General features: G+C 64.0%; 25 protein-coding genes, 1 tRNA gene and 1 other RNA gene. 15 read left to right on the top strand and 12 right to left on the bottom strand.

Going from position 1 to position 25,973, the window contains the following annotated elements:
• The 10 genes from pgk to recR all read left to right on the top strand — a co-directional run.
• Positions 1-359: phosphoglycerate kinase (gene pgk, locus VKV28_13195; GenBank protein HLH77751.1), on the top strand; the 359-nt coding region annotated here is incomplete at its 5' end.
• A 200-nt stretch (positions 360-559) separates the two neighbouring features.
• On the top strand, positions 560-1,330 hold the full coding sequence (tpiA, locus tag VKV28_13190; protein HLH77750.1) for a triose-phosphate isomerase: 771 nt from the start codon (positions 560-562) through the stop codon (positions 1,328-1,330).
• Positions 1,331-1,339: 9 nt separating this feature from the next.
• Positions 1,340-1,669 carry a preprotein translocase subunit SecG gene (gene secG, locus VKV28_13185; GenBank protein ID HLH77749.1) on the top strand — a complete coding sequence of 110 codons (330 nt, stop codon included), beginning with the start codon at positions 1,340-1,342 and terminating at the stop codon, positions 1,667-1,669.
• 7 nt (positions 1,670-1,676) lie between these two features.
• A tRNA-Leu gene (locus VKV28_13180) sits at positions 1,677-1,763 on the top strand.
• A gap of 185 nt (positions 1,764-1,948) precedes the next feature.
• On the top strand, positions 1,949-2,860 hold the full coding sequence (locus tag VKV28_13175; protein ID HLH77748.1) for a class II aldolase/adducin family protein: 912 nt from the start codon (positions 1,949-1,951) through the stop codon (positions 2,858-2,860).
• Positions 2,861-2,909: 49 nt separating this feature from the next.
• A complete protein-coding gene (locus tag VKV28_13170; protein ID HLH77747.1) occupies positions 2,910-3,878 on the top strand; it encodes a quinone oxidoreductase in 969 nt (322 codons plus the stop codon).
• 211 nt (positions 3,879-4,089) lie between these two features.
• Positions 4,090-4,188: signal recognition particle sRNA small type (gene ffs / locus VKV28_13165), an RNA gene on the top strand.
• 49 nt (positions 4,189-4,237) lie between these two features.
• Entirely contained in the window at positions 4,238-6,019 is a 1,782-nt protein-coding gene (gene dnaX / locus VKV28_13160; protein HLH77746.1) for a DNA polymerase III subunit gamma/tau, read from the top strand.
• Between the two features lie 37 nt (positions 6,020-6,056).
• Positions 6,057-6,377, top strand: coding sequence for a YbaB/EbfC family nucleoid-associated protein (locus VKV28_13155; protein ID HLH77745.1), 321 nt, complete (start codon positions 6,057-6,059; stop codon positions 6,375-6,377).
• A 9-nt stretch (positions 6,378-6,386) separates the two neighbouring features.
• Complete coding sequence (gene recR, locus VKV28_13150) at positions 6,387-7,016, top strand: recombination mediator RecR (protein HLH77744.1); 630 nt, start codon at positions 6,387-6,389, stop codon at positions 7,014-7,016.
• Between the two features lie 208 nt (positions 7,017-7,224).
• On the opposite strand, the gene VKV28_13145 is transcribed toward recR, so the two are convergent.
• Positions 7,225-7,875 carry an antibiotic biosynthesis monooxygenase gene (locus VKV28_13145; GenBank protein ID HLH77743.1) on the bottom strand — a complete coding sequence of 217 codons (651 nt, stop codon included), beginning with the start codon at positions 7,873-7,875 and terminating at the stop codon, positions 7,225-7,227.
• Positions 7,876-7,888: 13 nt separating this feature from the next.
• Complete coding sequence (locus VKV28_13140; GenBank protein HLH77742.1) at positions 7,889-8,326, bottom strand: Rrf2 family transcriptional regulator; 438 nt, start codon at positions 8,324-8,326, stop codon at positions 7,889-7,891.
• 121 nt (positions 8,327-8,447) lie between these two features.
• Here VKV28_13140 and VKV28_13135 point away from each other — a divergent pair, with 121 nt between their 5' ends.
• Genes VKV28_13135 through VKV28_13125 form a run of 3 tightly spaced genes read left to right on the top strand, consistent with a single transcriptional unit; the run spans position 8,448 to position 11,379 of the window.
• Positions 8,448-10,067, top strand: a complete 1,620-nt coding sequence (locus tag VKV28_13135) for a nitrite/sulfite reductase (GenBank protein HLH77741.1) — start codon at positions 8,448-8,450, stop codon at positions 10,065-10,067.
• A 26-nt stretch (positions 10,068-10,093) separates the two neighbouring features.
• The gene (locus VKV28_13130) at positions 10,094-10,903 is read left to right on the top strand and encodes a phosphoadenylyl-sulfate reductase (GenBank protein HLH77740.1); all 810 of its coding nucleotides are present in this window, start codon (positions 10,094-10,096) and stop codon (positions 10,901-10,903) included.
• An 11-nt stretch (positions 10,904-10,914) separates the two neighbouring features.
• Complete coding sequence (locus tag VKV28_13125) at positions 10,915-11,379, top strand: hypothetical protein (protein HLH77739.1); 465 nt, start codon at positions 10,915-10,917, stop codon at positions 11,377-11,379.
• Between the two features lie 14 nt (positions 11,380-11,393).
• On the opposite strand, the gene VKV28_13120 is transcribed toward VKV28_13125, so the two are convergent.
• Positions 11,394-11,819 carry a zinc-ribbon domain-containing protein gene (locus VKV28_13120; protein HLH77738.1) on the bottom strand — a complete coding sequence of 142 codons (426 nt, stop codon included), beginning with the start codon at positions 11,817-11,819 and terminating at the stop codon, positions 11,394-11,396.
• 237 nt (positions 11,820-12,056) lie between these two features.
• Between VKV28_13120 and VKV28_13115 the strand changes: the two genes are divergently transcribed.
• Positions 12,057-12,341 carry a hypothetical protein gene (locus VKV28_13115; GenBank protein HLH77737.1) on the top strand — a complete coding sequence of 95 codons (285 nt, stop codon included), beginning with the start codon at positions 12,057-12,059 and terminating at the stop codon, positions 12,339-12,341.
• A 94-nt stretch (positions 12,342-12,435) separates the two neighbouring features.
• On the opposite strand, the gene VKV28_13110 is transcribed toward VKV28_13115, so the two are convergent.
• From VKV28_13110 to VKV28_13085, 6 genes are all read right to left on the bottom strand, one after another.
• A complete protein-coding gene (locus VKV28_13110; protein ID HLH77736.1) occupies positions 12,436-12,873 on the bottom strand; it encodes a response regulator in 438 nt (145 codons plus the stop codon).
• Positions 12,870-13,919 (bottom strand): sigma-54 dependent transcriptional regulator, encoded by a 1,050-nt coding sequence (locus VKV28_13105; GenBank protein HLH77735.1) that lies wholly within the window; start codon positions 13,917-13,919, stop codon positions 12,870-12,872. Before VKV28_13105 ends, VKV28_13110 begins: the two co-directional genes overlap by 4 nt.
• A gap of 172 nt (positions 13,920-14,091) precedes the next feature.
• Positions 14,092-14,574, bottom strand: coding sequence for a 6-carboxytetrahydropterin synthase (locus tag VKV28_13100; protein HLH77734.1), 483 nt, complete (start codon positions 14,572-14,574; stop codon positions 14,092-14,094).
• Between the two features lie 15 nt (positions 14,575-14,589).
• Positions 14,590-15,489: a hypothetical protein gene (locus VKV28_13095; GenBank protein ID HLH77733.1), complete on the bottom strand. Its 900-nt coding sequence runs from the start codon at positions 15,487-15,489 to the stop codon at positions 14,590-14,592.
• Between the two features lie 33 nt (positions 15,490-15,522).
• Complete coding sequence (locus tag VKV28_13090) at positions 15,523-18,975, bottom strand: UvrD-helicase domain-containing protein (GenBank protein HLH77732.1); 3,453 nt, start codon at positions 18,973-18,975, stop codon at positions 15,523-15,525.
• On the bottom strand, positions 18,972-22,271 hold the full coding sequence (locus VKV28_13085; GenBank protein HLH77731.1) for a PD-(D/E)XK nuclease family protein: 3,300 nt from the start codon (positions 22,269-22,271) through the stop codon (positions 18,972-18,974). The genes VKV28_13090 and VKV28_13085 overlap by 4 nt, the downstream gene beginning before the upstream one ends.
• 128 nt (positions 22,272-22,399) lie before the next feature.
• Here VKV28_13085 and VKV28_13080 point away from each other — a divergent pair, with 128 nt between their 5' ends.
• Complete coding sequence (locus VKV28_13080) at positions 22,400-23,242, top strand: LLM class F420-dependent oxidoreductase (GenBank protein ID HLH77730.1); 843 nt, start codon at positions 22,400-22,402, stop codon at positions 23,240-23,242.
• A 49-nt stretch (positions 23,243-23,291) separates the two neighbouring features.
• Here the strand turns inward: VKV28_13080 and glk are convergent, their stop codons facing one another.
• The 3 genes from glk to VKV28_13065 form a co-directional block, all read right to left on the bottom strand.
• Entirely contained in the window at positions 23,292-24,299 is a 1,008-nt protein-coding gene (gene glk, locus VKV28_13075) for a glucokinase (GenBank protein ID HLH77729.1), read from the bottom strand.
• A gap of 327 nt (positions 24,300-24,626) precedes the next feature.
• Positions 24,627-25,547, bottom strand: a complete 921-nt coding sequence (locus tag VKV28_13070) for a class I fructose-bisphosphate aldolase (GenBank protein ID HLH77728.1) — start codon at positions 25,545-25,547, stop codon at positions 24,627-24,629.
• Positions 25,544-25,973, bottom strand: a 430-nt coding sequence (locus tag VKV28_13065; GenBank protein ID HLH77727.1) for a hypothetical protein, incomplete at its 5' end; no start/stop codon positions are given. The genes VKV28_13070 and VKV28_13065, both read right to left, overlap by 4 nt.

Raw genomic sequence — 25,973 nt, 5'->3', positions numbered from 1 at the left:
CCGCGCCGTCGGCGGCGGCCGAGATCGCGACTCGAATCCCCGCCGACAAGATGGGATTGGACATCGGACCGGCTACCGTCCAGCGCTTCTGCGACGTATTGGCAACCGCACGCACCGTGGTCTGGAACGGACCGCTGGGCTTCTTCGAACTCGCTCCCTTCGCCGCTGGCACCTTGGAAATCGGGCGCGCGCTAGCGGCCAGCCCAGCGCGTAGCGTGCTGGGCGGAGGCGATACTGCGGCAGCCGTGGCCGGCCAGCCCTGGGCGAAGGATTTTACGCATATCTCCACCGGCGGCGGCGCAACCCTGGAATATTTGGAAGGGATTGAACTGCCCGGGCTCAAGGCACTGGAGCGCTAGTGGACTGCCATCGGCATAGCTTTCGCGGCGAGCCCCCCGCTCGTCATTCTGAGCAAAGTGGCCAACGCCAAGGCAGCCAAAAAATCCTTGAGAGCTTGGCGAGGCTTAGCCTGGCGCGCCGCGCCGGTAGCAGTTTCTGCCACCGCCCGGCGCTCCGCTTTTGCTGACGTCAGCGATTGGACTAGCCAATTTACCGATCGATGCGCAAAAAACTGTTTGCCGCCAATTGGAAGATGCATCTGCTGCCCGAGCAAGCTCGCGCCCTGACCTCTCGACTCATGGCCGCGCTCGACCAATGGCTGGGTCAGGAGCGCGAGCGCGAAGTGATGGTGGCTCCAGCGGCGATCCTGATTCCCGCCGTAGCCCAGGTCTTGCAACACAGCGCGCTGTATCTGGGCGCTCAGAACATGCATTTTGAGGATCAGGGCGCTTTCACCGGCGAGATTTCGCCCCCGATGCTGCAGGCCTGCGGCGTGCAATTCGTTATCTTGGGCCATTCTGAGCGTCGCCATCTGTTCCACGAAGACGACGAGATTATCAACCGCAAGCTCAAGGCCGCCCTGCGGCACAACTTGCGACCCATCCTCTGCTTGGGCGAAACCCTGGATCAGCGCGATAGCGGCCGCACCACCGAGGTTTTGCTCTCCCAGTTCGAGGCTGGCTTGGAGGGGCTCTCGCCCGGCGACATCGCCCGCGTTACCTTGGCCTACGAGCCGGTATGGGCCATCGGCACTGGGCGGAACGCCAGTCCTGAACAGGCGCAAATAGAGCATGGCGCGCTGCGCGCCGCCCTCTCTGACCGGGCCGGCAAGAAAGTGGCGGACGCGGTACGGATCCTCTATGGCGGTAGCGTCACTCCCGACAACGTTGACTCATTGATAGTTAAGCCCGATATTGACGGAGCTTTGGTCGGGGGCGCAAGCTTGAGGGCTGAGTCGTTCGTCCGGATTGTTCGGGCGGGTTTGGGCTAAGAGCATTCGATGTACACAGTCGTTTTAGCTTTTCATGTGGTCGTGTGCCTGGTGCTGTGCGTGGTGGTTTTGCTACAGCAGGGCAAAGGCGCGGATATTGGCGCGGTTTTTGGTGGTTCCAGCCAGACTGTGTTCGGCTCCAGTGGGGCCGGCAATTTTCTCACCCGTTTGACCGGCGGGCTGGCGGTGACCTTCTTTTGCACTTCGCTATATTTGGCCTACAGCTCGACCCATCGCGTCAGCGCCAGCGTCTTTAACGGCGCGCCACCCATCAGCGCGCCCGCCGTACCAGCACCAATGGCGCCCAAGATCCCGGCCAAACCGCCGGCCCATCAATAACCCCCGTGCGAGGGTGGTGAAACAGGCAGACACGCGAGTTTGAGGGGCTCGTGGTAGAAATACCGTGCGGGTTCAAGTCCCGCCCCTCGCACCAATTGCGCTCTTGCTCACAGCTCCGGCGCCCCGCCCGCTCACCTCACCCGTAGGCGGTGTATCCTGCTGTCAGGCGTCGCAGGGGTGTTTACCCATGGATCTGAGTAAAATTGCGGTCGGCCGAAAGCCACCTCACGACGTTAACGTGGTGGTCGAGATCCCGCAGGGAGGCGTGCCCATCAAAATATCGTCCACTTCTTCCGTCACTACAAGGACTTGGAAAGCGACAAATGGTCCAAGGTCTTGGGCTGGGTCGATAACGCCCAGACCGAAGAGCTGATCAACCAGCCGGCGGCGGCTTGTGATTCGCGCCAGCTTGGGCTTAAGTGCTCCCAGTCTGGTCAACACGCCAGCCGCAGCATGAAGAAAAACCGATCCAAACCGACGGCGCAGGCTTTGCGGAGAAGCCTGCGTGAATTGGCCCGTGTAGCGCGTGTTTTGGCGCTGGAGGGGCACGAGGATATTACCCTGGGACATGTCTCGATGCGCGATCCGGCCGGACGAGGGTTGTGGATCAAGCGCGGTGGTATCGGCCTGGGCGAGGTTGGCGCCAAGGACTTTCAGCTGATCGACTTTGACGGCAACCTGCTGCAGGGCAAGGGCGAGCGGCATAATGAATGGCCGATCCATGCCGAACTGCTGCGCACCCGTCCCGAGATTGATTTCGTCGGCCACACCCACGCCGATTACATCGTCCTGATGTCGTGTCTGGACGAAGAGCTGCGCCCTTACACGCATGCGGCGGTCTTCTTCGATCCGATACCGCCGCGCTTTACCCAGACCAGCGAGCTTATCACCACCCCTGAGCTGGGACGGGCCTTGGCGGCCGCGGTGGGCGGCGCGGCCGCCGCGATTATCCGCAATCACGGCTGCTGCTTTGTGGGCCGCTCGGTGGCCGAACTTTGCACCAACGGAATCCTGCTGCGCCAGGCCTGCGAGATTCAATTCAAGCTGTCACTGAGCAACGCCCGGCAGGTGTGGCCGGAGGCCGCCGAAGCGGCCCGCAAACGGGCGGCCTTGAGCGTCAACGCAAGCGGCGTGGAGCTGTACTGGAATTACTATCGTCGTAAGCTGGAACAACACGAAAAGCGCCGCTGAAGCATCGCGCTCGCGGGCACGGCGGGCGAGGGACAAATCGAGGCCGAAGATGAACGCGATTCAATTTGATACTTTGGGCGGTCCCGAAGTGCTCAGGCCCGCCGAGGTCGCCAAGCCCGAAGTGCGGGCGGGCATGGTGCTGATCAAGGTGCGCGCCGCGGGGGTTAATTTTGCCGATACCCTGTTCACTCGCGGCCAGTACGCGATCATCCCCAGGTTACCCGACGTCCCCGGAATGGAAGCTGCGGGCGACATCGAAGCGGTGGGCGAGGGGGTCGAAGAGCTCAAGCCTGGGATGCGAGTGGCGGCGATCGCGCTGCGCTGCTACGCCGAGTACTGCCTGGCGCGACCCAATCTAACGATACCTCTGCCCGATTCTCTCGGTTACGAAGAGGGAGCGGCCTTTCCCATCCAGACCCTGACGGCTTACCATTTGCTCCATACCGCCCATCGCACCGCCGCCGGCGATACCGTGCTGGTGCATGCCGCCGCCGGCGGCGTGGGCTCGCTGGCGACCCAGATCGCCAAGGCCGCTGGAGCGCGGGTAATCGGCACGGTTTCCAGCTCCGCCAAAGCGGCCCTGGTGCGCGAGCTGGGCGCCGACGAGGTGATCGATTATCGCGCGCAGGACTTCGCCGCCGAGGTGATGCGACTGACCGGCGGGCGCGGCGTGGATCTCATCCTGGACGCCGTGGGCAAACCCACTTTTGGCCCCGGGCTGAGCTGCCTGGCACCCTTCGGCCAATTAATCCTCTATGGCCGCGCGGGCGGTACGCCCGATCCGGTAAGTCCCCCCAGCTTGTTCGCCAAATCGCTGACCGTAAGCGCCTTCTCCTTGCCCGTGGTCTATAATTTCCCCGACCTGATGGCACGCGGAATTGTCGACTCTCTGCGCCTGCTGCAAGAGCGCAAGGTCAGGCTGGTAATCGGCAAAACCATACCGCTCACTCAAGCTGCCGAGGCCCATCGGCTGCTACTGTCCCGGGCCTCAACCGGCAAGCTGGTACTGAAAGTCTGACGCAGCAGGGGGTATGTTCGACCCCGAAAGAGCAGGGTACTCGCCCGCTTCTTCGTTTGGTTCTGGCCCCATGCTTTCCGGGAAACTGGCCTTGGGAACGCCGGGACGCTGCGACCGGGGAGTCTTTTCGAAGCATGTTTGCAAGCGCGCTTGGCTGAGATAAATTGATGGACTTCCGGGATGCTCCGCTCCAAGGCTGCCCGCCGCTGATAGCTGGGTCCTGCGCAAGGGAAAGTCGCGAACCCCGCCAGGTCCGGAAGGAAGCAACGGTACCGACCCCTTCTCTGTGCCGCGGGGGTGCCTAGCTATCATTCGACGGGCAGCGGCGGCAGCGAGCCGCCAGGAGGAAAGCGGCGTCGATGGCCACCATGTCCGACCATCTGGTTCTGGCGCGTAAATGGCGCCCTGAGCGCTTTGCCGACCTGGTCGGGCAGGAGCAGGTTACCCGCACCTTGGCTCAAGCGCTGGCGAGCGGCCGGATTGCACACGCCTTCTTATTCAGCGGCATTCGCGGAGTGGGCAAAACCACCGCCGCGCGCATTTTGGCCCGCTGCCTCAACTGCGCCCAAGGCCCGACCCCCGAGCCGTGCGGCCAATGCGCCGCCTGCGTGGAGATACGCCAGGGGCGCGCGCTGGACGTAGTCGAGATAGACGGCGCCACCTACCGCAAAATCGACGACGCCCGCAGTATCATCGAGAATCTCAGCTACCGGCCGGCGCGCGATCGCTTCAAGATTTATATCATCGACGAGGCCCATCAACTGACCGACCAGGCCTTCAACGCGCTGCTCAAGACTCTGGAAGAGCCGCCGCCCCACGTCAAATTCATCCTGGCGACTACCGAGCCGCAAAAGATGCCCGAGACCATCCTGTCCCGGCTGCAGCGCTACGATTTCCGCCGTCTCCCCTTCGCCGTCATCATGGCCCGCTTGCGCGATCTGGCCCAGCGAGAGAATATCGCCGTGGATCAGGGTGGCCTCACCCTGCTGGCGCGCGAGGCTGGGGGCAGTATGCGCGACGCCGAACGGATGCTGGAAAGCGCCTTGACCCTGGCTGAGGATGGCCCGCTGAGCGAAAACGCGGTAGCCGACACCCTGGGCGTGGCCAGCCGGGCACGCGTTTACGCCCTGACTACTGCGATTTTGGAGCGCGACGCGGGCGCCGCCCTGAACATCGTGCGCGAACTCAACGAACGCGGCGCCAACTTGGCGGGGTTGGGCCGCGATCTGCTGGAGACCTTGCGCAACCTGGTGATTGCCAAGCTGCCGGCCAACGGCCAAGCTCACGCCCTGACCAACTTGCCCGACCATGAGCTGGAGCAGGTTCGCAAGCTGGCCCAGCAACCTTCGCAGCGTGATCTGCTGCGGCTGTTTCGCCTGATGGCGCAGGCGCAAGAAGAGATTTTGCGCTCGCCCTACGCCGATCTGCTGCTAGAAATGACGGTGGTGCGGATGGCCAGCCTGGCGCCGGTGCTTGATGGGGATGAATTGGCGCGTGCGCTGGCCGCGCTGGGACGTGAAGCCGGGCCTGGGGGTGGGCCGAGCGGCACGCCCCCGGGCCCCAGCGGCGCACCCGCTGCGCCGGCACGCCGGATGCGGGTGGAGGGCGAAGTGCGGGCCAGCGCTCCGGCACGCACCCCACTGCCCACCCCGCCATCGCCCGCGAGGCCTGGAGTGAACCAAGCCTTGCCCGAGCTGCGCGAGCACATCCGCGCGCGCAAGGCCGCACTGGCCGGCTTCATGGAAAATGGAGCCACCCTCCGCCTGGACGATGACCTACTGCGCATCATCCCCGCCTCTTCGATTTACGTCCGCTATCTAGCCGACAATCGTGGCGTGATAGGTGAACTGGCCGCGGAATTCTATGGCCGCCCGATCCGGGTCGAGCTGGCGCCCGTCGATGCCTCAGGGGGAGACGCGGGGATAGCTTCGGCCGCCCCTGCTTCTCCCCCTGAAGCGCCCACAGCTGCCCCGACGCCAGCGTCCGCCCCTGGCAACCCTGCGACTCCAGCTGCGGACCGCGATACCATCCGCAAGGAACTTTTCGCCGACCCCGTCGTACGCCAGATCCTGGACGAACTCGAAGGACGTCTGGTCGATGTCCGCCGCACCGTCAGCGGCGACGACCAATCTAAATCCTGAGTGCCCCAACTATTGGCCGCACAGCGGAGACAACCCTATGGCACAACCCGACCTTTCCACGATCATGCAGCAGGCCCAAGCCCTGCAGGATAAGCTTAAGCAAATGCAGGAGGATGCCGCCTCCAGAACGGTCGAGGCTCAGGCCGGCGGCGGCATGGTGCGGGTAGTGGTGGACGGTTCCATGCAGGTGCGCTCCATCCAGATCGAGCCGGCTCTGCTCAATGATGCTAAGATGCTCGAGGACCTGCTGCTCGGGGCTATCAACGATGGCTTGCGCAGAGCGCAGACCCTGGTCGCCCAGGAGGTCGGCAAACTGGCTGGCCCCTTGGCGGGTTTCAAGTTGCCAGGAATGGAGTAGTCGCGCACGATGGCGGCTTCTGGCAAGCGTCCTGACGGCCTGCCGCCGGCGATGACCCGGCTGGTGCGCGAATTGTCCCGCTTGCCGGGAATCGGCGAGAAGACCGCCGCGCGCCTTGCTTTCAACCTGCTCGCCCGCCCCCGCCCGGAGGTAATCGCACTGGCCGAAGCCTTGCTTGAAATGAAGGAGCGGGTCGGATTATGCAGCTCCTGTTTTGGCTTGTCCGACAGCGAGCGCTGCCACATCTGCGCCGATCCCGGCCGCGACCCCACTGTGTTGTGCGTAGTCGAGGGACCAGCCGATCTAATGGCGATAGAGCGCTCGCGCAGCTTCCAAGGCCTTTATCATGTGCTGCACGGCGCGCTCGCCCCATTGGACGGTATCGGTCCTGACGACCTGCGCATCAACGAGCTAATTGATCGGCTCAAGGCCGGCGGCGAAGGCGCAATTGTTGAAGTCATCGTCGCCACCAACGCCACGGTTGAGGGCGAAGCCACCGCCCTATATCTGGCCCGCTTGCTCAAGCCGATGGGGGTGCGGGCAACGCGGCTGGCGCGCGGACTGCCGGTAGGCGGTGACCTCGAATATAGCGACGCCGCCACGTTGACCAGTGCAATTTCGGGTCGGCGCGAAATCTGACGCGTGGGACATCATCAAGCAGGGCGGCGGTGTCCGCCTATCGCCCACGCGAGCTAGTTCGCGCGCGCCACGAGGCAGCTGGATCATCCAAGCGGTTTGCCAAAGCTCTCCGCAACCTTTACGACTTTCTCACCCGGCTTGCTTCGCTTAGCGGTTCGTTGCGCCAAGTATCACAAGTATCAGATGATTGCGGGGCGCGACGCTCAAGCTACTTCGGGTTTGGCCGCGCGGGAACGGGTGGAAAGTATTGCGGGGCCTCGCGTCGATCCACCATCCCGTAGTCGCGGATGATGCGCACCCGCAGATGACGAATCAGGTCGCTCTTGCGCCCTAGGGCTCGTTCCCAATCCACCGCCGCCTCCGTCTCGCGCCACCCCCTTAGCACCAGCTCCTTACCCTCGGTGGTCAGACTGGTGAACCGATCGCAGGTAATAGCCGCCGAAGCTTCCCCAACTTCGGGCAACGAGCGCGCGGGCGGCACGACGATGCTGATTGTGGCTACCGGCGCGGCCCCGCTTTGAGTAACGTCAAAGCGCTGGCCGGCCAGTAGATCGATCGGCGGCCGCGCGCTATCCCCAATCACTTCACCGACGCGCAGATGGTAGTCCGCCAAAATCTCACGCCGGCCGCGCTCCTGGGCCTCGTGATGGAGCGGTACCGTGCGCCAACGTACCAGAGCCTTTTCATTGTCCCACAGCGACAGCGACAACAAGCGGCTGCCGTCGGCCTGATGCACAAAGCGCTCGTTTTCGATAAAACCCTCAATTTGCTCCAGCTCAGGCCGCAGCAGGCGAGCCAGCCCCAGGTATTCTTCCCAACGCTCTTGGCGCGGTTGGACTTCAAAAATCACCGCAAACACAGGACGCCCACCATCAGATCTGAAACGTGAAAGCGTTCTTGCGCCGAGTGGCCAGACTTTCCAAGGTGGTACGGCGCAGGATCGCAACTACCTGGTCGCGGACCTCGCGCCACACCTCGCGCATCGCGCAGGCATCCTCGCGCCGGCAGGGCGAATTTCCCCCCTCCTCCAAACATTCTACCGGCACATAGTCGCCTTCGATAATCTCTACCACCTCGGCCATCGTGATCCGGCCCGGCGGGCGCGCCAGCAGATAGCCGCCGCTGGGCCCCTTCTGGCTGAGCACCAAACCACCCCGCTTAAGCTCGATCAGCAGCCGGCGCAAGTAATTTTCAGGGATATTCTGGGCCGCCGCGATCGTCTCCGCCCGCAACGGAGTCAACGCCGGATAACGCTCGGCAAGCATCAGCAAGGCCTTGAGGGAATAGTCCACCGCAACCCCAAATCTCATTGTAACTCCAGCTCTTTTCCGCCGATGGGCCAGAGAAGAAAGCTCTCGCGAAAATAATTGACTAAATTGGTCATCTAAGTTATGTTTCTTCCAAGTCAAGGTGAAGGAGCGCAAAGCGGCTGTGCCAAAGCGGGAGCCCCCGAGCTGGGAAACCGTGCTCAAACGCAACTCGGCGGAGAAGCTCAAGCGCGAGCTGTTCCCGACCGAATTGTGGGGTCAATGGCAGCGTCTGGTCGAGACCTCGTACGAAAAGCTGCCCGAGGAAGACATCGTCCGCCTGCAGTGGTATGGACTCTACCACGACAAGCCCAAGATCGGGACCTTTATGATGCGCGTAAAGGTGCCCGGAGGAATCCTGAGCCCGGCCGGGCTGCGCGCGCTCGGAGAGATTTCCGAGCGCTACGGCCAAGGCTCGGGAGAGCTGACGACGCGCCAGAACATTCAAATTCATCATATCACCCTGGATCATTTCCAGGAGGTTTTTCTGCGGCTCAAAGAAGCTGGCCTGACCACTTTGGGCGGTTGTGGCGACGTGGTTCGCAATATCACCGGTTGCCCGCTCGCGGGGGTGGACCAAGAAGAGTTTTTTGATACCACCGGATTGCTAGCCGAAGCGGCGCGGTTCTTTTACGGCAATCCTGAATACTCGGATTTGCCGCGTAAACACAAGATCACCCTCTCCGCTTGTCCCTATCAGTGCAATGCGCCTGAGATCAACTGTATCGCGCTGGTGGGCCTCCTGCGCGAGGGCCGGCCGGGATTTGCAATTCGGGTTGGCGGCGGTTTGTCCTCCACCCCGCGGCTCTCGCGCCATCTGGGAGTCTTCATTACGCCCGAACAAGCGCTGCCGGTGCTGCGCGCGATTATCGACGTCTGGCGCTCGACTACCGAATATCGGATTTCGCGCGTCAAAGCGCGCCTGAAATTCATGATCGACGACTACGGCGTGGAAGACTTCCGCAAACTGGTAGAGGCGCGCCTGGGTTACCAACTCGACACGCTCGATGAGTTGCCGCTGCCCGATCGCGATAGCGACCACATGGGCATCCGTGAACAGAAGCAGCCCGGCCTGCTCTCGGTCGGCTTCCCGGTTTACCTAGGACTGATGAGCGGCGCGCAGATGAGCCGCTTGGCCGCGGTGGTGGAGGGGTATGGCGGTGACATCCGGCTGACCCGCCGGCAAAATTTCATCCTCACCGCCGTACCGCGGACGCGGCTGGACCAAATTGTGGCGGAGGTGGCCGAAATCGGTTTCGCGCTGGATGTAAACGGGCTTTACGCTTCCTCAATCGGCTGTATCGGCGACCCCCACTGCAACTATGCAGTGACTCCGACCAAGGAAAAGTTAGCCACGCTGCTTGAGCGGCTGACCACCCAGTTCGGCGACCAGGTCGCCAACCTCAAGCTCAATCTCGACGGCTGCCCACACGCCTGCGCCCAGCATTGGACCGGCGATATCGGCCTGCAGGGCACCACCACGCGCGGGCCCAACGGCGAACCACGCGAAGCCTTCGATATCATTTTGCGCGGCGGGCTGGGCAAGGAGGCGGCGATCGGCAAGCCGGTCCTGCGCCGGGTACTCTCAAGCCAAGTCGAGGATTACGTCAGCCGGCTGTTCGCTGGCTATCTGGCCCAACGCCAGCCCGAAGAGAGTTTCACCAGCTTTTGCAAACGCTTATCCGACGAAGCCTTGGTCGGAATCGCACAGGCGGCGCCGTCCGCCACTGAGGCTATCGCTTAGCCTTCGAACTTCAGAGGCCCATGACCATGGCAGAGCATAACGATCGTGAACTGATGGACGAGTTGGAGGCGGGTGAGGCCGCCGTAGAGTTAGACGATAAGGAGCCCCAAGAGGTGCTGAGCTGGGCGATCGAGCGCTTCGGATCCCGCTTGGGTATCTGCTCCAGTTTTCAGGCCGACGGCTGCGCGCTGATAGACATGGCCTGCCGCATCGACCCGACGGTCCGGGTTTTCACGATCGATACCGGGCGAATGCCACCGGAAACCTATCAACTGATCCAGCAGGTTCGCGATCGGTATGGCATAGCGGTGGAGATTTTCCTTCCCGACAGCCACGTGGTCGAGCAAATGACCACCAAACATGGCATCAACCTGTTTTACCACAATGTCGACGCCCGGCTGTTGTGCTGTCAGGTACGCAAGGTTCTGCCCTTGCGTCGCGCGCTGGTCAATTTCGATGCCTGGATAACAGGCTTGCGGCGCGACCAATGGGCTACCCGTTCCAATATTCGCAAGGTGGAGATCGACCACGACCATGGCGCGATCGTCAAGATCTCGCCCTTGGCCGACTGGACCGATGAGGAAGTGTGGGATTATCTGCGCGCTCACGACGTGCCTTACAACAAGCTGTACGACCAGGGCTACAAGTCGATCGGCTGCGCGCCGTGCACGCGCTCGGTTAAACCCGGCGAGGATCCCCGCTCGGGCCGCTGGTGGTGGGAGACCGGCGCACCCAAGGAGTGCGGGATGCACTGCGCAATCGAAACCGGCGGCTTCGAGCACGAACTGGCGGCGCTGCTAGGCGGCCATGGCGCCGCGCCCATGGCAGGCAAATAAGGGCCGTGACCATGGCGGCGCAAGGCCTGGAACTGGACCCGATGCAGCGCGAGCTACTGCTGAGCCAGTTGGATTTCTTCCTGCAGGCGGCGAGCGATGCCGCGCGCCAGGACTACGCTGCCCTGCGCGAAGCGGTCGTGGCCGGCTGCGTGGCACCCCCCGCGATGGCCCGCTTGGAAGCTATTTTGGAACTGTGTCTAAGCGGCGAACGGCTGCGCAAAACCAAGGGCCCAGCCGCCTATCACGCCCTCAACGCGCTGTTCGAGCGAACCCCGCGCGGCCAAGCCCGCGCCGCTGAACTGGCTTCCCTCAACCAGGCGCTGGCTCAACTCAAGGGCGCCCCCCTTGTCGAAATCGGCGCGACCGCGCGAGGCCCTGGCGCCTACGCCTTGGCCCTGGGCACCGAGAACTGTCGGATAGTGCTGCGGGTCGAAGCTGGGGGAATACGCGTAGAGAGCCTGGAGGTCGGCGCTTGAGCCGGATTGCGCTCCTACAGCGGGATCGCGTCCGCCCAGTCGCCCAGTACCGGTACGCGAAAGCGGTTTCCGGTGTAGGCCTGATAAATCAAGTACACCCACATTAGGGCAAAAGCGATATGCCCAACATCTTCGATGATCATGAAGATGCGCGAGATAAAACCCGGCATCACTCCGACAAATACTCCCATGATGATCGAAAAAGCGATCCAGGCCACCGTAAAGGCAATCGATTGGCGGGCGTGAAAGCGGACCTGCTCGTCATTGCGGTAAGGTTCCAACAGCAGAAAAATCACCCCTGTTACCGCGAAGCCGACATAGCTGATTGCGGCCACCACGTTGCTGGGTGAGGCCTTGGCACCGAGCGTCGCGCCACAGGAAGGGCAGGTGACGCTGCCCTGCGGCATTGTCGCACCACAACGCGGACAGTTTACCGCCATCGCCGTCTCTCCTTCGCCGTCCAAGCAGTGGAATTGTGCAACGGAGATGCCCATCGGCGCAACCCGCTTAGGCACTCTGCGGGAGGGAGAGGTGAAATTTCTCACCCTGAGGGTACGGCCGAATTTATAATTGACACAGCGCTCTAGCTTATCCAGCATTGAATTAAGGGCTTAGAGACTTGCTGCTGCTCACCTTTTCCCCGCTGGGTCTCTCTCCATCAAGCAGGGAGGAAATCCATGGACGCCAAACAAGCGGTTTTAGAAGGCACGCGCAAAATAAGCATGAAGGGAGCCAAAAGCTTAGCCGCCCTGAGCGCGCGTTCGTTAGCCGAGGAGGCGCGCGAGGCGTTTGCTAATCCCAGTCTTACCCCGTTCTATGTGGTTACCGCGGCGGCGGTAGGCGCCGCCATTTGGCTGTTTACCGCTCGCAAGCGCGAGGAAGCGATCTTCGTGGGGCTGTGGGTGCCCACTTTGCTGGCCCTGTCCGCACTGAACAAGCTGGCTCGCCACGAGCGCGAATGAATGGCTGAAGTGCGCGCGTTGTAAACGCGCGGCGACCCCCGCTGGGCCGCTTCGGTCCGGCGGGTCCCCTGCCGGCCGGGCCGAAGCGGCAACTTCAGTTCTCGCCTTGCGCCAACCGCTCGAGCACGGCGGTGGTCGTGCGGGCGACTTGGAGGATGTCCAGTTGTGAGTTGATACGCGCAATGAGTTGGCGGCGCGAGAAGGGTTTGGGCAAAAACTCGCTCACCCCCAGGCGAATCCCTTCGGCACGGGCCTCGATGTCGTCGCGCGCGGTGACCAGGATAATGGGCAACGTGGCCGTGGCCGGGTCCTGCTTGAGGGCCTTGCAGACCTGAAAGCCGTCCATCTCGGGCATCATCAGATCCAGCAAAATTACGTCGACTTCACTCTCCCGCACGATGCGCAGGCAATCGGCCCCCGAAGGCGCTTCGATCGCCACAAAGCCCTCGCGCTGCAGGTGGCGACTTAAGATGTCGACCGTGTCCGGATCGTCGTCCACGACCAGAATGCGGGCAGGATGCCTGAGCATCATGATTTGTCCCCCTTACTCACCGCGACCATGCCTGGACCGCCGTCGCATACGCCGCAGCGCCGCAGCTTGGCCGAAAAAGTAGTGCGCTTGAGGCTCAGCAGGCGCGCGGCAGCCTGTTTGTTGCCGTTGGTTCGGCGTAGGGCCTCGTTAATCAAGCGCCCCTCGAACTCATGCACCAACTGGGTCAGATTGATCGCGCCCTCGTTCAGCTCGGCGGGCAGGTGGGTCTCCACCGCATGCACGCTGGCGATCAGGTTGGGTGGCAGCGCCGCGGCCTCGATTACCGGCCCTTCGCTGAGAATGGCCAGCCGCTCAACCATGTTCTCTAACTCGCGCACATTGCCTGGCCAATCGTATGACCACAGATGGACCAGAGCCTCCTTGCTGATAGTCCATTGGCGGCCGGCGAACCGACCCCGCATCCGCTCCAGGAAAAAATCGATCAAAAGCGGGATATCCGAGCGCCGCTCGCGCAGGGGCGGGATGTGAATGGGCACCACCTGCAGACGGTAGAAGAGGTCCTCGCGAAAGCTGCCCTTGCGCACCGCCAGCGCCAAGTCCTTGTTGCTGGCAGCGATCACGCGTACGTCGATGGGAGCCGAACGATCCGCCCCCAGCGGCCGTACCAGGCGATCCTCCAGCACCCGCAACAGCTTGGCCTGCAGCATCAGCGGCATCTCGCTGATCTCATCCAAAAACAGCGTGCCACCGGCGGCCATGTTGAACAGCCCCTGGCGCGGCGCAATGGCTCCGGTGAAGGCGCCGCGCTCGTGCCCGAACATCTCCGATTCCAGTAACTCATGTGGAATCGCCGCGCAATTGACTGGGACAAACGGATGCGCCAGCCGGCCGGACAGGCTGTGAATGGCGCGCGCCACCACTTCCTTGCCCGTCCCGCTCTCACCGGTTATCAGGACGGTGGCGTCGGTGCGCGCCAGCCGTTCGATCAATGCCCGTAGTTGGACGGTTTGAGGATGCTCACCTACGAGCACGCGTGCCGCCGGCAAGCGTACCCGTGCTTCCGCAGTTTTTAGCCCTGTCGCCACGCCAATCAGTTCCCCCCTTACAAGAAAGCGACGGCAGCAATCTAATCACGAGACTTAGGAAGGGGACAAGGCACGTTGGCGCGCGCTTTCACATGTTCGTCACGCCGTAGAGAACTTGGAAGCTCAAAGGTCTGCTCAGATAAAAAAAGCGGGAGACAAAAATGTGATTTTTTTACAATGACGCCCGGTATATTGCCGCCTGACCCGGCCCCTCCGCCACCGACACCTCCATCTGCTCGATTCCGCCCAGGGCCTGCCGCTGCGCCAACAACTGGCGCAACTCGCCCCAGATATAACGCGCCAATTCCTCGGCCGAGCTATGCACGATCGGCAGCAGGCAGACGTCGGCGCGGGGAAAGACGAATTTATCGTCCTGGTAGGCCACGCTTACCTGACCCTGCGCAACTTCGATTCGCAGGCAATCACTGCGCATCGGGATGAGGATTCGCTCGTCCAGCCGCCCCACGATCTCGCGCGTTAGGGCTTTGACCACGCCAAAGTCAAGGACATAGCCCGAGGCCCCCAGCTCCCCACCCAGTCGTACGCCAACCTGGTAGTTGTGGCCATGGAGCGCCTCGCGAAAGCCCGGGTAGGCAATGAAATGGGCGGCGGAAAATTTGAAATTTTCCTTGGCAACGTGAACCGAGAAAGACATGGCTTACTCCTAGCGCTAACGGTCCACCCGCAACAGCGCGGCCAGCCCGCGGTCTTCAGCCGCCCCAAAGCGCTCCCGGTAAGCGGTCAGGCTGAGGCCACTGGCAGCCAGGAAATGCTCGCGCTCGGTGGCCGCGGTCTCAGCCAGCACGCGGCTCAGGGCACTCCGCAGCTCAGGCGCCTCCTCCAGCCCCGCGAGCAGATCGCTCACCCACAGCCCATGCATCCCGCCCAGCAAACACTCGACGAAGTAGCCCAACTGGCTGGCGGGGTCGATTGACACCGCACCGGTAAACTTCATCGCCTGTGGCAGGGTCATCAAATTGGCGATGACGGCCTGCTGACGGCGCGAGGGCACTGCCGGATCGCCACTGCCCTCGAAGCCCGATCCGATCGCAATCAACGCCACCTGCCCGTCGTCCAGCGGCAGCGGGTGAAAGATGTAGCCGGGAGAGGTGTAGCCGATCCGCTGAGCCAGTGCGCGGCGATAGGCCAGTGGCTCGAATCCGCTTGCGCGCGCGATCGCCAATAAATATTCCCCCACCGTTTGACCCGCGCGATCGGCGCGCGCGATCAATTCCTCGAACACATCGGGGTCGTACTCCTCGCGGCGCGCCAGATCGCGCGCCCATCGACGCTCAAACTCCAGCCCCAAGGCGCCGAACTCGTTCGCGGCGCTGCGACGACCATGGCGGGCTTGGATCGGGCGGGTAGGGTCAAGCGGCTCGATATCCATCGCCAAATAATGGCCATGGCTGGTGGGCTTGGCCAGACCGCGGCGAGCATTAGTCAGCGTCAGCGGAAAGGCTTGACGCGCGTACAGTCGGCTTTTACCTTGGCGCCTGACCGTCAACAAGCCGTGGCCCGAAAGGAGCGAGCCATAGCCCACTATCAGTAAAGTATCATTCGCACCCAATCTGTTCCCTCTACACCACCGCCCCCCGCGCCCTCAAATCCACAACAGGACGCCCCGCGCGCGACGGCCGCTGGCGGCGGCAATCCCTTGGGTATAGATAGCTAACTGAGTCCGATAATGCGCTAGTGCGGGCGCCAGGTCGATATCGGTCTTGAAATCGACCACAATCCATTCTTCGCCCTCCAGAAATGCCAGATCGACAACCCCCTCGATCACTTCCTCGCCCTCCAGCCGGGCCAGCACCGCGCACTCGCGCCGCAGCTCACGCGCGCGCGCCGCCCGCGCCATCAGGGGCGAGGTCAGAGCCGCCGACACCGCGTGGGCAGCGGCAACAATTTCAGCTTCACTGGCTCCCAGCATCCGCCCCTCGCCTCGCGCGACTCGCTCCACCTGGAGGGCTGGCGCGGTCAGCTCGACCCGTAGCATCACCAGATGGACCAGGGTGCCAAAGCGCGGGCCATGAGGCCGGCCAGGCTGGCGCGGGATCTGCTCAATTGCAACCGATTCGGCCACTGCCAACGGCTGCGTTTGCGCCCGTGCAGTGGCACTTTGCACCGCTAGCGCGGGCCGCGCACCGGCTGCCAGGATTTCCGTGCGCCGGGTTTGCCACGCCTCGAATAAATGGCGACCCGCAGTGGATCGGATCAGATTGTCATCGGCCTCCAACAGGCGACTTTGGCGTAAGCCCATCGTCTCGCGAACATCCAGTTCCAACTGGGCCGGGTCCCACCACAGCACCCGATAATCAGCGCCGTCTATTTGGTGCAGGCCGGGCGCCACCGAGCGTTGAAACGAGGGTGCGCGCTGATTGCGCACCGCCACGCTGTCGGCGCCAAAGGCGGGCAGCCCGGCGACGGTTTGCGGCAACGGAGTGCGGCGTCGCGCGGTGGGCGGGAAGATGGCCGGCGCCAGGCCGGCCAGCCATCCCTGACGCGGTTCGACGGCGGCGGGATCGTCGTCGCCCACCGCGGTCACCACTAACAGGTCGCGGGCCCGGGTGGCGGCAACGTAGAGCACGCGGGTGGCTTCCTCGCGATCCCGGCGGGCCTCGTCCTGGGCATGCGCGATAAGTTCCTCGGGCGCGCAACCCGCCAGCCGTAACGCGCACAGGCCGCGAGTAGAATCGACGTAGCGCGAGGGCTCGCGGGTTTCCCGGCAGGTCGGATCGGCCAAAATCACGATGGGGAATTCCAGCCCCTTGGCGCTATGGACCGTCATTAGCCGAACCCCTTCGGTACCTTCTTCGGCGATCGGCGCCTCGCTGGCCTCCTCGTGCTCGGCCCGTTCCTCCAAATAATCCACAAAGCCGCGAAAGGAGATCGCACCGCCGCGCGCTTCGTAGCGGCGAGCAAGATCCATCAGCCGCATCAGATTGGCCAAGGCCTGCTCGCCGGTGGGCCAGATGGCAAATCCGGCATGGGCGCGCGTCTGCTCCAGCAAGGCCGAGATCGTCGCCGCGATCGGACGCCGATTACGCCGCCGATGCAGGTCACCCAGCAGCGCCAGCGCGCGGCCCACTTCCTGAATCGCCGCCGGCGCGTCCGCAGGGAGGGGGACGAAGGGATGGAGCCGACCCACGCTTTCGCGAAAGCCCAGCAGCGCCGCATCACTGAGCGCCAGCATCGGCCCGCGCAGCGCCGCAAAGACCATCAGCTCGTCGTCGGGTCGCTCGATCGCTCCCAGCAAATTGCGCAAGGCGGTGACTTCCTCGCGCTGATTGAAGGAGCCCCCGCGCACCAAGACGTGGGGAATCTGGCGCGCTTCAAGCGCGCGAATATAGGGTCGCGTGATGTCGGTTCCGAACGAATTAAGGCGGCGAAACAGTACGCAGATGTGGCGTGCGCGGATCGGGACCGGCTCATCAGGAGACTCGCGCTCGCTGACTCGCCAGCCACTGGCCAGCAGCCATTTGATATAGGCCGCCACCGCCTCGGGCACCGATTGCTCGATCTTCCAGTCATGGATCTGGCCGTAATCGCCATAGGGATCGGGTACCGGCAACACGACCACCGAGGGCTGGGCCGCCGGCTGCTCGCGATAGGGCTCGATGGGGACGTAGCGGGGTTGGGTATCGCTTTCCTGCGCCATCCGCGGCGCCATCGCGGTGTTGACCAGTGCCGCCAACTCCGGGGTCGTGCGAAAGCTGACCGTCAGGTACAACAGCCGCGCACCGGCGTTTATCAGTTGACGCTTCACGCGCTGATAAAGCGCGACGTCGGCGCGCCGGAAGCGGTAAATGGATTGCTTTGGATCGCCCACGATAAACAACTTGCCGGGCACCGGCGTCACTTGCTCCCACTGGCTCACGCCCGGATCGCGGCCGGCCAGCAGCATCAGGATCTCCGCCTGCAGCGGATCGGTATCCTGAAATTCATCGACAAAAATATGGCTGAAGCGAGCTTGTAGCTTGGCCCTGACCGCCGCCCGATCGCGCAGCAGGTCGCGGGTCAGGCGCAGTAAATCCAGAAAGTCCAGCAACCCGCGGCGCCGCTTCAAGTCCTCGTAGAGGCCAATCAAGGGCCACATTTCGGCGCGCAGCAACGGGGCGAGATTGGCACCCGCCTGCTGGCGGAAATCCTCCAAGCGAGCTTGCAAATCGGCCCGCCAGCCAAGCACCTGCTCCCGGCTACAGTCCGGGCCGAACTCCCGCACCGACAATCGGCCGGTGCGACTCCAACGCCCGTTGTGATTGCGCAGCAAGTCCACCAGCACCTGTTCCAACGCGTCGTAATCGCGCTCGCCCACCGCTTCCAGGCGGGTCGCTTCGGCCACTGGCCGCCAGATATCAGATAAGGCTCCAGCCAAATAATCATCGGCCGCAGCGGTCTGCGCCAGGGCGCCCAACCGCGCGCTTTCCGCCACCAAGCCATCGATCGCGCGATCGCGGGCGAAAGGATGGGGCGCCCAGGGGGCCTCGAAATCGCGCCATTGGCGTAGCTCTTCGGCCGCCCGACGGGCCAACGCACGCGGTCCATCGCGCTCCTCGCGGTCGCGTCGGCGCAGCAGCCGGCGCATCCCCTCGCCGCAGTTGGACAAGATGCTCTCGAACCAGCGCGCGAAGGCCTCGTCATACAGCGCCCGCGCGACCTCTTCGGAAGCAACCTCAAAGCCTGGATCGACCGCGGCTTCGATCGGCTGCTCGCGCAGCAGGTCCGCGCAGAAGGAATGAATGGTGCCGATCCGCGCTTCTTCCAGTTGCTCCAGCGCGTGCTCCAACCGTGCGCGCGCCGCCGGCTCCAGTTGCGCGGCCGCGCGCGCACGCTCGATTTCCGTACGCACCCTGAGCTTAAGTTCGCCCGCCGCCTTGTCGGTGAAGGTCACCGCCACGATATGGCGCAACTCGCCCTTGCCTGCCGTCACCAGGGCGACGATCCGGCTGACCAGGGCGGTGGTCTTGCCAGTCCCGGCCGCCGCTTCCACCAACAGCGTACGGTCCAGGTCGGTGCGGATTAGGGCCCGCGCCTGAGCGTCCGCCGGCGCCTTCATCGCATCTGCCGCAGCGCCGTCAACGCGGCCAGCCGCTCCTTGGGCTTGCGCGCGGTGCGCTGCATCTCGTAAGGACCGCACAGGCGCAGATAATCGCAATAGTCGCATTCGGATTGATTACGCCGCGCTCCGGATGCCGGCGCTGCAGGCAAAAAGCCCTGGGTCAACGCGTCATCCAACGTCGAGGTGAATTGCCTGATCGCATCGCGCGCCGCCGCGTCGATCGCTACCACACGAGTCTGATAACCGCCCGCCGCGGTGCAGTAATAAAGCCGCCCGGCGCTCACGGGCTGGCCCAGCAGTTTTTCCGCCGCCAGCGAGTACAGAACGGGCTGAAGAATCCTGCCGCCGCCGATGACCAAATCCTTCTCGCCTCGAACTTTGCCAGTCTTGTGATCGGTAACCCGCAACTGGCCGCCGGGGCCGCGCTCGATCAGATCAATGGCTCCGCGCAACTTAAGCCCGCCAATGTCCACCGGCTCGCGCGTGCTGGCCGGATCGGCTTGCGTGCGCTCGCGCAGGCCAAAGGCAAGTTCGAAACGCTCAGGACACCATCCTTCCGAGTCCTGCGTAAATAGCCGCAGCCATTCGCGCAGGTCGGCCCGAATCGCATCGATCCCATCCAGCCATACCCGCTCGATCGCCGGCGCCAGCTCGTCATGCCATTGCGCCGCGACCTGGGCGACCACGCGATCCAATTCCTCCAGCGCGCGTGCCTCGCGCGCCGCGCTGACCGGAAGCAGTCCCTCCGCCTTGAGCCGGCTCAACAGCTCGAACTGAATCGCATGGGTGAGCGAGCCGCGGGTCAGGGGGTCGAGCGTTTCCAGCGCTTGCACCTCGAGCCGCGGCTCGAGGCGAAAGATAGCCTGCAGCAAAAAGCGATAGGGGCAGGCGGCATAATGTTGCAAGGCGGTGGGGGAATAGGGGCGCGCGGCTGGGCGATGCTTGGCCAGGGCGGCCAGCGCCTCAGGCTCGTTCTTGCCCACGACCAATCCGTCGGCAACCGTCCAGGCCCGCGGAAACCAGCGCCGGGCACGGGCCCGCAAGGCGCGCGGCAAATACTCGTTAATGCTGTCGGCAAGCAGATAATGAGCCGCGCCCACCGTGGCTTGCGGATCGCCGTCGAGCAGCTGGTCGAGCACGGCAAGGTCGAACTCGGCGCAATCGATCGCGTCATTGGGATCGGCCGGAGCCGGCCAGCCCAACCGCGCACCAGCCTCGCAGGCCGCGCGCCGCGCCAGTTCGACAAATCCCGGCAGCGTGCCCTCGGCCGCGCGCAGCACCTCCAGGGCATAGAACGACGGGACGCGCGGCCGCCCCTGCTCCAGATCCAGGCGCGGATAGGAGAACATCACCCGCGCGCTGGCCGCGCCCGCGACCAGCCGCAGCGCCAGCCGCTCAGTCTCGACCCGATCGCTTTGCCGGCTCAACCACGGGCTCAAATGCTCGCGCATCGTGTCGGGCAGCAATGGATCCTCGGTCAGCTTTTTGGGAAAGGTGCGCTCGGCCAAACCGGGTGCCAGCACTACCTCGAAACTCAGTCCACGCGCCTGCTCGGGCGTGGCCACGAATACCGCCCCCCACCGCCGGCGTGCGGGCGGGCAATGCAGCCGTCCCAGGCGCCGAGCGAGCACGATTCGCACCTCGTCAAGCGCAATCGGTCCAACCGGACCGAGTGGTTCCAATTCCGCCAGCGCCGCGGCCACCGCCTCGCGATCGCGCACCGCGACGCGCACAAGCTCTGTCAACCACTGCAGCCATTGATGCCAAGGAGCGGAATTCGGGGCCCGGGCCAAATGAGCGATGATCGGTAGCGCCACCGCTTCCAGATGACTCAAGTCCAGCGCCCGGCGCTGGATCGCGCTGGCCCGCTGCTGCTCGCCCTGGGCCAGACACTCCTCATACTGGCGCGCCAGCTCGGCGCGCAAACCGGCCAGCCGCCGGGCCCATCGCTCCCGGCTGCCGATCACCGCCGAATCCACCAGTAGCCGCTCCCATCGCCACGGTGCCCGCACCGCACCAGCCACGGTCGGAATGGGGTCTGAGCTGAGCGGCTCAAGCGCCGGCGGCGCCGATGGCAGCTCAAGGTCAGCGGCCAGCGGCGCGGCGAACAAGTCGCCGGGGAGGGCCGTGCGCTGTTCGGTTTGGAATTGCGGCTCGGGAACCTGCGCTAGTGAAAGATACTCGGCAAAGCGCCGCGCCGAGAGGTCCTCGGCGGCACAGGCCAGCAACGCCAGCAAGGCCCGGCCGCCCGGCTCAGGCAAGCGAGTTCCAGCAACAAAGTAGGCCGCGATTCCGGCACGCGCCAACGCCTCTTCCACATAGGGGCCGTAACGCTCGGGCGCGTGGCAAAGGATCGCCATTCGATCAAACGGCACGCCGCGCGCGGCCTCGGCCTGGATACGCCGCGCGATCTCCACGCACTCGTGCAGCTCGCCCGGCGCCGAGACTACTGTTACGGAGTCATCCAAGGGCGCTGGCGCCGGCGTGCTGGCAGCCAGCAAATGTTGCTGCAGACGGCCTAGCGATCGATTTTCACAGGGGGCCAGATACTCGCTGGCGGTCGCCAACGCGGCTTCCAGCCGGGCCGCCGTAGCCTCGTCGCCGGCCGCGACAGTAGCTAGGACGTCGGGAGCGAGCGCAGCCAAAGCCGCAATCAATTCCTGCTCGATCATGCACTCGATCGGGATATCGACCAGAAGCAGCGGCAGGCCGGCCAGTGAGGGCAATGGGTGACGGCACAGGGCGGCGCATGCGGCGGTAAAAATCGCGGCCTGGTCCGCCAATCGAGCACCTGTCAATTCGGCCTCGAACTCCGTCACAACCATCGCCAAGGCCGCGCCGGCCTCGCCCAGCGCCGCCAATGCGGTGGGCGAGATGCGGTTCAGGCGCAACTCTACGATGGTGCGGGTGAGCGCGGCGGAGAAGCCGGGTAGTCCGCGCACCGCGGCGAAGTAGGTCAACTGCTCGCCGATTCGATTGAGTACGCGGGCGGTCACGGCCTCCAAGGCCAAGCCACGCGCAGGTGCCAGCCCCGCGGCCAACAGATCGTCGGAGGCCAGCAAGCCCGCCAGCCGCTCCAAGGTTAGCCGCGCCGGGCCGAACAGAGCGCCGCGGGCGTAGGCCAGCATTTGGAGCAGTTCGTCAGCGCTGGGGCGGTTGGGCGCGACGATCAGGATTTGCCGGTCGGCCGGTTGCGCCTCCAACCACTGACGCGTCCGCTGGAGCCGGAGCGCGGCGCTGGGCGAGCGCACTATTCGCACCACGGCTATCGGATAGCCTCCATTGCACCTCAAGCATACCGTTTGAACCCGCCCGGCGGCAGCCGCATGGGGTTATCTTTCAACAGGCTCCGCGATGGTTGCCAACCTGGTGCCGCCTGCGCCAACATCAGAACCAGGCCACCCAGGACGAGAGGTTCACGATGGACTATGCTCTGACGATTTTTCCCACCCAGTACTCCATTGATATCAGGGAGCTGGCCCAGCAAGCCGAACAGCGCGGTTTCGAGGCCTTGCTCGTGCCCGAGCATACCCATATTCCGGCCTCTCGCCGCACGCCCTTTCCTGGCGGCGGCGAACTGCCGCGCCATTATTATTCCACCTACGATCCTTTTGTGGCGCTGGCGACCGCCGCAGCGGTGACCAAAAAGCTGCGGATCGGCACCGGCATCTGCCTGGTGATCGAGCGCGATCCGATCACCCTGGCCAAGGAAGTCGCCTCGCTCGACGTGCTCTCGGGCGGCCGCTTCATTTTCGGCATCGGCGCGGGCTGGAACGCCGAGGAAATGGAAAATCACGGTACTCAGTTCAACACCCGCCGGCGCGTGTTGCGGGAGAAGATCGAGGCGATGAAAGCGATCTGGACTCAGCAGGCGGCTGAGTATCACGGCCAATTCGTCAATTTCGATCCCATCTGGTCCGATCCCAAACCCTTGCAGAAGCCCCATCCGCCCATCCTGATCGGAGGCAGCACGCCGGCCGCGATGCGAGCGGCACTGCGCTACTGCGACGGCTGGATGCCTATTCCAGGCCGCGGCGGCAGCGATCCGCTGGCAGAAATTCAGCAGTTTCGCCGCTTGGCACAGGAAGCCGGGCGCGATCCTCAATCGATTCCGCTAAGCCTGTTCATGGCACCTTCGGACCGCAAGCTGCTCGATCGATTCGCCCAGGCAGGCGTGCAGCGGGCGATTTTTGCGCTGCCCTCGGACACGCGCGAGAAAGTGATGCCTCTGCTCGACCGCTATGCGGCGCTGATGCAGGGCTGAATGCCGAGGTTGTAAAGTGAGTAGGACTGCGCGGGCGAGAGGTGGTCAGTCAGGATTGCCCAGTTGTCTTGCCCAAAAGCGAGAGCGCATAGTGGGCGGCGCCAATCAGCCCGGCCTCTGGAGTGAGCGCGACCTGGACCGAGAGCCCTCGCAGGAAGGACTCGAAGCGCCCCTTGGCCACGAAGCTGCGGATGAAGGCACCTTTGCGCAGGACCGCCATCAGCTTGGGCGCGATCCCGCCGCCAATGTAGATCCCGCCCACCGCCAGCGTGCGCAGCGCGAGGTTGCCGGCCTCGGCGCCGTAAAGCGAGGCGAACATCTCCAAGGCCATCTCGCACAGCGGCGCGGAGCCATCTAATCCGGCCTCGGCGATCGCGACGCTGCGGTCGGCGGCTGCGGCCAGCCGCTGCTGCAACCAGGGGGGCTCGGGAGCATAATTCCGATCGCGCAAGAAATCGTAAATGTTGAGCAGGCCGGGGCCCGAAAGCACCCGCTCATAACTGATATGCTGGCCCAAGCGCTCCTGCAGGTAGCGCAGCAGCTCGATTTCGCGCGCCTCGCGGGGCGCGAAATCGGCGTGCCCACCCTCGCTGGCCTGCGGTTGAAAACTCTGGCCGTCCCAGTACAACATCGCCTCGCCCAGCCCGGTGCCGGCCGCGATTACGCCGATGTTGCCGGGGTGGCGCGCGCCAGCCTGTAAATTAAGCTCTTCCAGGTCAGCCGCCGCCAAGTGGGGCATCCCGTACGCGGTGGCGGCGAGGTCGTTGAGCAGGCGCAGGCGGGAGATACCCAAGGCGGCAACCAATTGCGCTTCGCTGACCTCCCAATGCAGATTGGTGGCATGCACCCGGCCGTCGATCACGGCGCCCGCGATGCCGAAGCAGGCGGCCTGCAACGACGGGGTCTGGCCTCCGAGGAACTCCTTGAGGACCGCCTCCAAAGAGGGGTAATGGGGGCTGGGAAAGAGTTGCTGGCGCACTTTGCGCAGGTTCGCGCCCTGGGGCTCAAAAAGGGCCAGGATGGTTTTGGTCCCGCCGATATCACCCGCCAGAATCATGCGGCTCGCTTCGCTAGCGCACTACCCCGCCAACAACTTATCCAATTGGGTGCCCCGCGAGCGCACAAACGCTTTCGCGCCCAGGACCCCTCTTCTCGCGGACCGCGAGCGCAAGGCGCCGAGCACGGTATCACGCATCCCAAGAAACTGAAGTTCACCTGCCACTGAATCCCCACACGTGAATCTAAGCGCTGGTATTTTCGCAGGCCGCACTTGCGTAAAATGGCGCCCTTCCTCAATCTTCTCCCACCTGCCTAGGAGTGGAATAGGAGGGATGACGCCTTGGTTGGACATTCTCGGCAACCAACCGGCGCTGGCATCATCAGACTATTTGTCGGCATATATGTTCATCACATCAGTGAGCAAACGGATCGCATCGGCACGCTGGCGCTGAAAGGAATTGCGTCCGATGATCGAGCCAAAGCCGCCGCCGGCACGAATCGCGCGGATCTCCTCCAGGATGTCCTCGTTGCGTCCCTTGGTCTCGCCGCCGGAGAAAATCACGATCCGATGGCCGTTGAAGGCGCTCTGGACGACGTGGCGCACGCGCTCGGCTAGGGTCGAGATCGGCACCCGATACTGTTCGTAAACCTTGCGCGCGGGCTCTTCTTCGATATGGGCGGTGGGCAGCTTGACCTTAATCACGTGGGCGCCGAGCTGAGCGGCGATTTGGGCCGCGTAGGCGCACACATCCACCGCGGTCTCGCCCTCTTTGCTCAGATCCGAGCCGCGCGGATAGGACCAAACCACCGAGATCAATCCTGCTTCCTTGGCCAGCTCGGTCAACTCCCGGCATTGTTCGTACATCGACACGCGATGGGCGGAGCCGGGGTAGATGGTGAAGCCCACCCCCACGCAGCCCAGCCGCAGCGCGTCTTCCACTCCCGCGGTCATCGCTGGCAACGGATCCTTTTCGGCTAGCAGGACGTCGTGGCTGTTGCACTTGAGAATGAGAGGAATCTCGCCCGCGAAGCGCGCAGCGCCGGCCTCCAAAAAGCCCAGCGGGGCTGCATAGGCGCTCAGTCCCAGCTCGATCGCCAGCTCAAAGTGATAGAGCGGATCGTAGCCTGGAGGATTGGGCGCAAAGCTGCGCGCCGGTCCATGCTCGAAACCCTGATCGACGGGCAGGATCACCAGCCGCCCGCTGCCGCCCAGACGGCCATGGTTTAGCAGGCGCGCCAGATTGGTCAGCACCCCAGGGTTGTGACCGCTGTACCAGCCCAGTATCTCGCGTACGCGTGGCGTCATCGATTGTCTCCCTTCAAGCCTGTTACCCAAATGGGCCTCTTATCTTTACCCCCGGCATAGACCGCCAGCGCCATCTGGCGCGCCAACCCCAAGGTCGTGACGAAAACTTCGTCGCGGGTCAGATCGGGCAGTTGGCGGGCCAACAACGCCGCCCGTGAGGGCAGCGGCGCCGCGATCGAACGCGGCTGGGCAATGGCCTGCGCATAAGTGGCCACCAACCGCTGCGCGTCGCGTGCAAAGCTCGCCGCCAAGCTGCTCGCCCCAGTCTTCCATCGAACCGTAACCCGGCGCAATTGCCATTCATCGGCCGCCGCCAAGCGATGGGCGATAGCGCGTACCGGACCGCGGGGACCGCGCAGCTCCCAGCTCAGCTCGTGATCCGACCTCACCTGCCCACCCACCGGCTGCCAGTTCAAGCGCCCGGCC

This window comes from Candidatus Binataceae bacterium (assembly GCA_035294265.1).
In the GTDB taxonomy this organism is placed as follows: Bacteria; Desulfobacterota; Binatia; order Binatales; family Binataceae; genus DATGLK01.
The sequence above is the reverse complement of the archived record's forward strand: the minus strand, read 5'-3'. Positions and strand labels throughout refer to the sequence as shown.

Bases quoted from the DNA above. Each gene is read 5' to 3' on its own strand.
- VKV28_13070 (HLH77728.1), bottom strand. From the start codon at position 25,547: ATGACGCCACGCGTACGCGAGATACTGGGCTGGTACAGCGGTCACAAC.
- VKV28_13155 (HLH77745.1), top strand. From the start codon at position 6,057: ATGGCACAACCCGACCTTTCCACGATCATGCAGCAGGCCCAAGCCCTG.
- recR (HLH77744.1), top strand. From the start codon at position 6,387: ATGGCGGCTTCTGGCAAGCGTCCTGACGGCCTGCCGCCGGCGATGACC.
- VKV28_13170 (HLH77747.1), top strand. From the start codon at position 2,910: ATGAACGCGATTCAATTTGATACTTTGGGCGGTCCCGAAGTGCTCAGG.
- VKV28_13125 (HLH77739.1), top strand. From the start codon at position 10,915: ATGGCGGCGCAAGGCCTGGAACTGGACCCGATGCAGCGCGAGCTACTG.
- VKV28_13140 (HLH77742.1), bottom strand. From the start codon at position 8,326: ATGAGATTTGGGGTTGCGGTGGACTATTCCCTCAAGGCCTTGCTGATG.
- glk (HLH77729.1), bottom strand. From the start codon at position 24,299: ATGATTCTGGCGGGTGATATCGGCGGGACCAAAACCATCCTGGCCCTT.
- VKV28_13110 (HLH77736.1), bottom strand. From the start codon at position 12,873: ATGATGCTCAGGCATCCTGCCCGCATTCTGGTCGTGGACGACGATCCG.
- VKV28_13115 (HLH77737.1), top strand. From the start codon at position 12,057: ATGGACGCCAAACAAGCGGTTTTAGAAGGCACGCGCAAAATAAGCATG.
- tpiA (HLH77750.1), top strand. From the start codon at position 560: ATGCGCAAAAAACTGTTTGCCGCCAATTGGAAGATGCATCTGCTGCCC.
- dnaX (HLH77746.1), top strand. From the start codon at position 4,238: ATGGCCACCATGTCCGACCATCTGGTTCTGGCGCGTAAATGGCGCCCT.
- VKV28_13080 (HLH77730.1), top strand. From the start codon at position 22,400: ATGGACTATGCTCTGACGATTTTTCCCACCCAGTACTCCATTGATATC.
- VKV28_13130 (HLH77740.1), top strand. From the start codon at position 10,094: ATGGCAGAGCATAACGATCGTGAACTGATGGACGAGTTGGAGGCGGGT.
- VKV28_13100 (HLH77734.1), bottom strand. From the start codon at position 14,574: ATGTCTTTCTCGGTTCACGTTGCCAAGGAAAATTTCAAATTTTCCGCC.
- VKV28_13090 (HLH77732.1), bottom strand. From the start codon at position 18,975: ATGAAGGCGCCGGCGGACGCTCAGGCGCGGGCCCTAATCCGCACCGAC.
- secG (HLH77749.1), top strand. From the start codon at position 1,340: ATGTACACAGTCGTTTTAGCTTTTCATGTGGTCGTGTGCCTGGTGCTG.
- VKV28_13120 (HLH77738.1), bottom strand. From the start codon at position 11,819: ATGGCGGTAAACTGTCCGCGTTGTGGTGCGACAATGCCGCAGGGCAGC.